Source organism: Arcanobacterium urinimassiliense (assembly GCF_900119495.1).
GTDB lineage: Bacteria > Actinomycetota > Actinomycetes > Actinomycetales > Actinomycetaceae > Arcanobacterium_A > Arcanobacterium_A urinimassiliense.
The window spans coordinates 1,672,390-1,679,298 of sequence record NZ_LT632435.1; the positions used below are offsets into that span (position 1 = coordinate 1,672,390).

Genomic DNA, 6,909 nt, shown 5'->3' on the forward strand with positions numbered 1-6,909 from the left:
ATATCCCATTATAAGAAAGTGTTTTATTGTGAAAAGTTTAAGATTGGCCGCTTCAAGTGTGGCAGCGGTTTGCGCTGTATTTGCGCTTGTATTGCCCGGAGGGGTTGCGTTAGCTGCTGATCCACCAGCGGCGGGTAACGAGGTCCCCAACGGTCCCGATTCGCCCATTGTAAGTTATAAGGGGAATAAGGTTGATATATTCAATTTTCCGTTCACTGAACAGACGAAGGCAGTTGTCCTTCCTGAAGGTCAGAACGGGTGGGGCTGGGACCCGGCTACAGCAACTCTGACACTGCGTAATTACGATAATTCGAAAGTTGTGGCTTCCCAAGACGATAAGTTAGCCAACAATCCGAATGATCAGAACGCGCGCACGCGAGTCGTACTTTTTGAAACCAAAAAGAAAGTAACCGTCAAATTTGAAGGGACTAACCACCTCGCAACCAACTTCGGTAGTGGCATTTCTGCGGAATCCACGGTGTTCATGCTAAAAAATAGCGGCGAACATGATGCAGGTGGACTTGAGCTTGTTGGGGATGACAATGCTTCATTAACCCTGGAAACTCGCGCAACAGATGCTACTTCTGTTACAAATGTCATTCATTTCTACGATACCCAGGCAAAGAACTCGCCGCTGGTGTTCAGGTCTGGTTCCGTGAATATGAAAATGTCTACCACAGAAAGTGCATGCGCTGCTGCTTCCAAAGATAACAAGATTCCTGGCGAGTTCCTGCGCCATACGAATGATGTGCAGATTCTCGGGAACGCGAGTCTAACCCAGACGATTAATTCCACCTGTAAGGATAAGACGGCCTACAAAGCGCTTTTAGCAGGGAATGTTAAAGGCAGTGAGAGTCGCGTATTGTTTGATACGACCAAGCCGGTGACTCTCGCCACGACTGGCAATTCATATTCCATGAGCGAATGGTCATGGGTTGACCGTAAAGCGTATCCAGTCTACTGTGACTACTCGGGTAAGGCTCCTGTGAATTTTACGGAAGGCGGAGTTCCTGGATGCTTGCCCCGTTCGACGAATAAAGACGTTCTAATTGGTAGTATCTCTCCAGTTAATCTGCGTTACCAGAATCCTTTACCTGATGAAGAAAACCCTGGATCGTATCTAAAACTTGGGCAGTTCTTAAACGAGGATTCGAGTTCTAAAGAAATAATCCGGCCAACTGAGTCCATGCCGATTACTGTCGGCCAGGTATTCCCGATTACGGTTACCAACGGTGTGGCCTCGCATGGAAAATTTGCGATCAATAAAGCATTCACGGACGATAAGACAGCTATCGCTGCTAATGCAGATGTGACTATTAAAGCCAATACTGCTCCCGCCGGGCAGATGTTCGACAAGTGGGTGGCCACAGATAACACCTCTCTGCCCGCTGGGCTTGACGAGAGTGCTGAGCAGACTACCTTCGCTATGCCGGCCAGCGCGGTGGCTCTTAAAGCTACGTATAAGCCGCTCCCAGCTCCCGCATGGAATGATTCTAAGGCCACTCCTGGAAACGACGTGAATATCCCGAATACTGGCGGTCCGGTTCAGAAGGGAACAACGGTGAGCACCGATGGTCCTGGAAAGGCAGAGTTGAATAAGGATGGTTCAATTACGGTGACGGCTGACCCGAAAGCGAAGGTAGGCGACACTATCACTGTGACAGTGAAGGATGCTCAAGGAAATACCGTTGATACCATTGCCGTCAAGGTCTACCAGGATCAGCGCGAAACTAATACTAAGACCCAGCCGAATACCGGCAAGAACCTGCCAAAAACTGGTACGAATATGGGGGCCTTTGGCTTAGCTTCTACTGTTCTAATTTCCGCTGGAATGGGGTTCGTTTTAGCGCGCCGCCGCCGGCAGAATCGATAGTAATCAACCGGCTTTCTAGCCAAAAATAATCTAGAGCTTGAGGGGAAGATCCTTTTTAGGGTCTTCCCCTCAAGCTCCCTAGGCTATGGGGTTAAACTGGGGATCTGGCTGAGTTGGTTTAGCGGGTGGGGTAGCTTAATCGTATATGAGTAAAGGGGCGCCGAATGATTGACTAAGGTAGACCTTAGTTATTAAAATTTCGGTATGGATTACGCGTCTTCTTTACCTCAATCTGATCGTTCAACCAGTACCGCTGCCGGGCATTGGGTGCTCGCTCGTGCCGGTAAGCGGGTGCTTCGCCCTGGTGGGTTGAAGTTGACGAAACGGATGTTAACTGCCGCCGATATACAAGGAAAGCAAATCATCGAGTTTGCTCCCGGCCTGGGTCGTACTGCCCAATTGATCGTGACCGAAGGCGTATCCTCCTATGTTGGTGTTGATCAAGACCCGGCGGCAGTCGCACGGGTGGAAGCCATCGTCAAACCTCACGGCGGAACAGTCATTAATGCTAAAGCGCAAGACACCGGGTTGAGTAGTGAAAGCGCTGAGGTAGTGGTGGGGGAAGCGATGCTGACTATGCAAGGTGAAAAAGCCAAAGCCGAAATAGTTGCCGAGGCATTCCGTCTCCTTAAACCAGGCGGTTGTTACGCCATCCACGAGCTAGGGCTCACCCCAAATGACATTGACCCAGAGTTGGCTGATGGGTTACGCAAGCAATTAGCCCAGACGATTCGGGTTAACGCACGCCCGCTGACCGAGAATGAATGGCGTGCGGTGCTAACTAATGCTGGTTTTGAGGTGGAATGGATTAGTTTCGCACCGATGGCGCTATTGTCGCCCCGGCGTAATCTTGCCGATGAAGGCCTCTTAGGAGTCGTCCGGATTATCCGTAACCTGATTCGCGATAAAGACCTACGAGCCCGGGTTCTTCAGATGCGATCCACTTTCAACAAATACCGCGACCACCTGACCGGAATCGCGATAGTGGCTAAGAAACCATCCAACTAAATTATCTTCCTAATCACCTGAAAGGTCACCGTTATGAGCGCTGAAACTCCAGCATCCCCAGCCCTAGGCTTCATTAACAATCTAGCTAATGAAATCGAATACGCGTCAGGCTCAACTGTCTCCAAAACCTTGCTGCGCGCCGAGGGAGTCAATGTCGTCCTATTTTCTTTCGATGCCGGGGAGGAACTTTCCGAACACACGGCTGCAATGCCGGTGCTCGTCGAAACCTTAGAAGGTGAGCTTGAAATCACCGCCGAAGGTAAAACCGTGACTCTGCTACCTGGTGGAGTAGTGCATTTCACTACCCGATTACCGCATGCCGTTAAAGCTATCAAACCATCAAAAATGGTGCTCTACATGCTGGCAAGACCTCAAACCCAGAAGAACGGCTAGCCAAAAGAGAAATCACACGGTTTAGTTTTATCTTTCTGGCCGGGAAGCTCCCCTAGTTTGGCCTGCTTGGTTTCCAACTCGCGGGTCTCGTAGACGGTTTCATCGAACAGGCTCATCGACGACGATTACATCTCCTTTATGGTAGAGTCAGTTAGTGGTCTGCTCGTGTTCCTCATGTCCCCATTATCTTGGACCTGAGCCGAAAATGGGCGCGATTGCGTTGCTAGGTTTGCAAAGCACATAGCACTGAGTGGTTTAAGTTGCGGGTTCCGTGCGGAAGTCCCTTTAACGAGAGAAAACCGGGTAGCTTTAGAAGGTGACCGGTTTCGTTGACTGGTTATTGAAACTTGTGGTGATTGAGGGAGACTATCGTGATCCGACAAGCGCAGGCGCATCGCAAAGCGACGGCCAAGGCTTTCGCTGAAAGATGGAAGGGCCGTGGCTACGAGAAGGGCGATACGGCATCTTTTTGGCTTGAGCTACTTCGCGATGTCGTGGGAATGGAAGACGTCACCACAAACGTCCGTTTTGAAAACTCCACTACCGCTCGCGGTTTTATTGACGTGACGATTCGCGATGCGAAGACCATTATTGAACAGAAATCTCTTGGCGTAGATCTTGATAAGCCCGAGAAGCGTCAGGACACGCTGGTAACGCCTTTTGAACAGGCAAAGCGTTACGCTGATTCACTACGCAACTCGGAACGTCCGGACACGATCATTGTTTGCGACTTCAACGAGTTCCGCATTCATGACCTCGACACTGATGATCCAGCGCAAACATACGTGTCTTTCACCCTAGACGAGTTGCCCGAGCAGCTTCACCTTTTAGATTTTCTCGTTGATCCACAGATGCATAGACGTCGCCGTGAAGAGAAGGTCTCGCTGGATGCTGGTGCGCGTATCGGCAAGCTGTATGACATGGTGCGCGAACAGTATATTGACCCGGATTCGCCGCAGTCTCAGCATTCGTTGAACATTTTGTGTGTGCGGCTGGTGTTTTTATTGTTTGCCGAGGACGCCGGATTGTTCCGCAAGGACTCGTTCTATCGGTATTTGAAGCCGATGCCTGCGGATCGCGCTCGGCTAGCTTTGAAGGAGTTGTTTGTTTATTTAAGGACGCCGGATGATGAGCGTGATCCGTATGCTTCGGAGTCGTTGAAGGCTTTTCCCTATGTTAATGGCGGTCTATTTGAGGCTGACGTGGAGGTGCCGGGACTTACGCAGGAGATTGTAGATTTCTTGCTTGAAGAGGTGTCGGATAATACGGATTGGTCGCAGATTTCTCCCACGGTTTTTGGTGGCGTGTTCGAGTCTACTTTGAACCCGGAAACTCGCCGCGCAGGGGGCATGCACTATACGTCGCCAGAGAATATTCATCGGGTGATTGAGCCGCTATTCCTAAATGATTTGAAGGCGGAGCTGGAACAGATTTTGTCCGATCCTTCCTTGGGGGAGCGAGCCCGGCATAACCGGCTGGAGAAGTTCCATGACAAGATCGCGGAGCTCAGCTTCTTTGATCCGGCATGCGGTAGCGGAAACTTCCTTACGGAAACCTACATTCAGTTGCGCAAGCTTGAAAATAAGATTTTGTCGGAGTTGCAGCGTAACCAGGCGGTGCTGGCACTGGGCGATGAGTATTCGCCGGTTAAGGTGTCTTTGCAGCAGTTCCACGGGATTGAGATTAATGATTTCGCGGTGAACGTGGCCACCACAGCGCTTTGGATTGCGGAATTGCAGGCGAACGCGGAGGCGCAGTCGATAGTTTATTCAACGATCAAGGACCTGCCTCTCCAAGACTCGGCACATATTGTGCACGGCAATGCGTTAGAGCTGGACTGGGCGGAGGTAATCGACCCGTCGCAGTGCGACTACATTATCGGCAATCCCCCATTTTCGGGTTATTTCAGGCTATCGACAGAACAAAAAGCTGACCGTTCGCGGATTATGGGTAAAGCGGGCGGTAGCTTGGACTATGTAGCGTGTTGGTTCAAACTTGCAGCCGAGTTCATGAAGGGGCATAGCACTGAGGCGGCCCTGGTTGCCACGAATTCGATCACGCAAGGCCAACAGGTTGAACCTCTTTGGAAACCGCTATTTGACGACGGGCTTGTCATCAACTTTGCACATCGCTCTTTTTCCTGGGCAAGCGAGTCGCAATCTGCAGCGCAGGTCCATGTGGTGATTGTTGGCTTTGGGTATGAAGACTGGGAGAAAAAGACTTTATTCACCTATACGCCAGGTGGGCAGGTTGAGGTCGAGCACCCCAACAACATCAACGCTTATCTCGCTCCGGCCGCCAATGTTTTTGTGGTTCGGCGAAGCAATCCCTTAAGCGCTCCGTTACTAATGGTGGCTGGAGGTAAACCTACTGATGGCACGCATCTGCTAATGGACCGCAAGGAGAAAGACACTTTGGTCAAATCTGAACCGGAGGCAGCGAAGTGGATTCGCCGGTTTTCTATGGGCGAGGAGTTTATTAAGGGACGGGATCGGTATTGTCTTTGGCTAGTGGGCATGACGCCAAGTGAGTTAAAGGACATGCCGCTGGTTCGTGAGCGTGTAGAGCGGGTACGTGAAACACGTTTAAAATCTACAAAGGCTGCCACTCGCAAGAAGGCCGACACCCCGTGGTTATTTGATGAAATCAGATACGAAGGAGTGGGAGAATACATTGCCGTGCCGGCTGTGTCATCGGAGCGGCGCCCCTATATTCCTATGGGGTTTGTAAATGATGGGATGATTCCGGGCAATAAGATTTATTTTGTTCCAACTGATTCTCGGTACGTTTTTGGAATCTTAATGTCGCGGGTACATAACGCTTGGATGCGCGCCGTTGGCGGTCGGCTTGAGATGCGATACAACTATGCCAATACCATCGTGTACAACACCTTAGTTTGGCCCGATGTTACGGACGCTGAACGTAATCAAATCGAGGCTGCCGCACAGGCCGTGCTTGATGCGCGCGGCCAGTATCCAGGTGCAACTCTAGAAGAACTCTACGATCCAAATAATGACTGGCTCTATCCTGAACTTACCCGCGCCCACCAGAATCTCGATGATGCGGTTGAGCGCGCTTATGGTTTTGCTCCCGGCACGGAAGAAAAAACCATAGTGGCACATTTGTTTGACCTGTACGCCAAGATGGTAAACGGGGATTAATGCTCTCCGCATTGCTAGAGCATCAGTCCGAACAGCTTCAAATGTAAACCCTAGACAGAGTTCCTAAAGATTTGACGACTGCCAATACTTTTTAACGCCCACCCCATACTCTTTGACGACGCCCCGCACAATTTGACGCACTCAGGCGCTCGAAGCAGGAGGCCACCTAAGGAAACCAAATTGACCCCAGTAGAGACTCCTGAACAGCAACTGTGTACCCTCTGAACACGTTGCCACTCCCCAGAAACCGCCTCTGGCAAGCCAAAACAACCCCATAAAAAATAAAAAGACGCCCACTTTGTATCAAAATGAGCGTCCTAGTGGTGTAAATGGTCGGTTCAGTAAAAAAATGAGGATTTGCTATGACTATGATGGATGTTCCTGCTGAGGAATCTGCTGCTGGCGCATTGCGCCGTGAGTTTATTGATGATGATTTACTTGATCGCTTGGTGGCGTGTTCTGGTGAGCGTGGCG

4 protein-coding genes are annotated in these 6,909 nt (G+C 50.6%); all 4 read left to right on the plus strand.

What is annotated here, in order from left to right:
• Positions 1 to 43: 43 nt before the first annotated feature.
• Positions 44 to 1,873, plus strand: a complete 1,830-nt coding sequence (locus BQ7117_RS07485; RefSeq protein WP_143273995.1) for an InlB B-repeat-containing protein — start codon at positions 44 to 46, stop codon at positions 1,871 to 1,873.
• Positions 1,874 to 2,077: 204 nt separating this feature from the next.
• A complete protein-coding gene (locus BQ7117_RS07490) occupies positions 2,078 to 2,881 on the plus strand; it encodes a class I SAM-dependent methyltransferase (protein ID WP_073996894.1) in 804 nt (267 codons plus the stop codon).
• A gap of 33 nt (positions 2,882 to 2,914) precedes the next feature.
• Positions 2,915 to 3,274: a cupin domain-containing protein gene (locus BQ7117_RS07495; RefSeq protein WP_073996895.1), complete on the plus strand. Its 360-nt coding sequence runs from the start codon at positions 2,915 to 2,917 to the stop codon at positions 3,272 to 3,274.
• Between the two features lie 371 nt (positions 3,275 to 3,645).
• Entirely contained in the window at positions 3,646 to 6,435 is a 2,790-nt protein-coding gene (locus BQ7117_RS07500) for a DNA methyltransferase (protein ID WP_143273996.1), read from the plus strand.
• Positions 6,436 to 6,909: the final 474 nt, after the last annotated feature.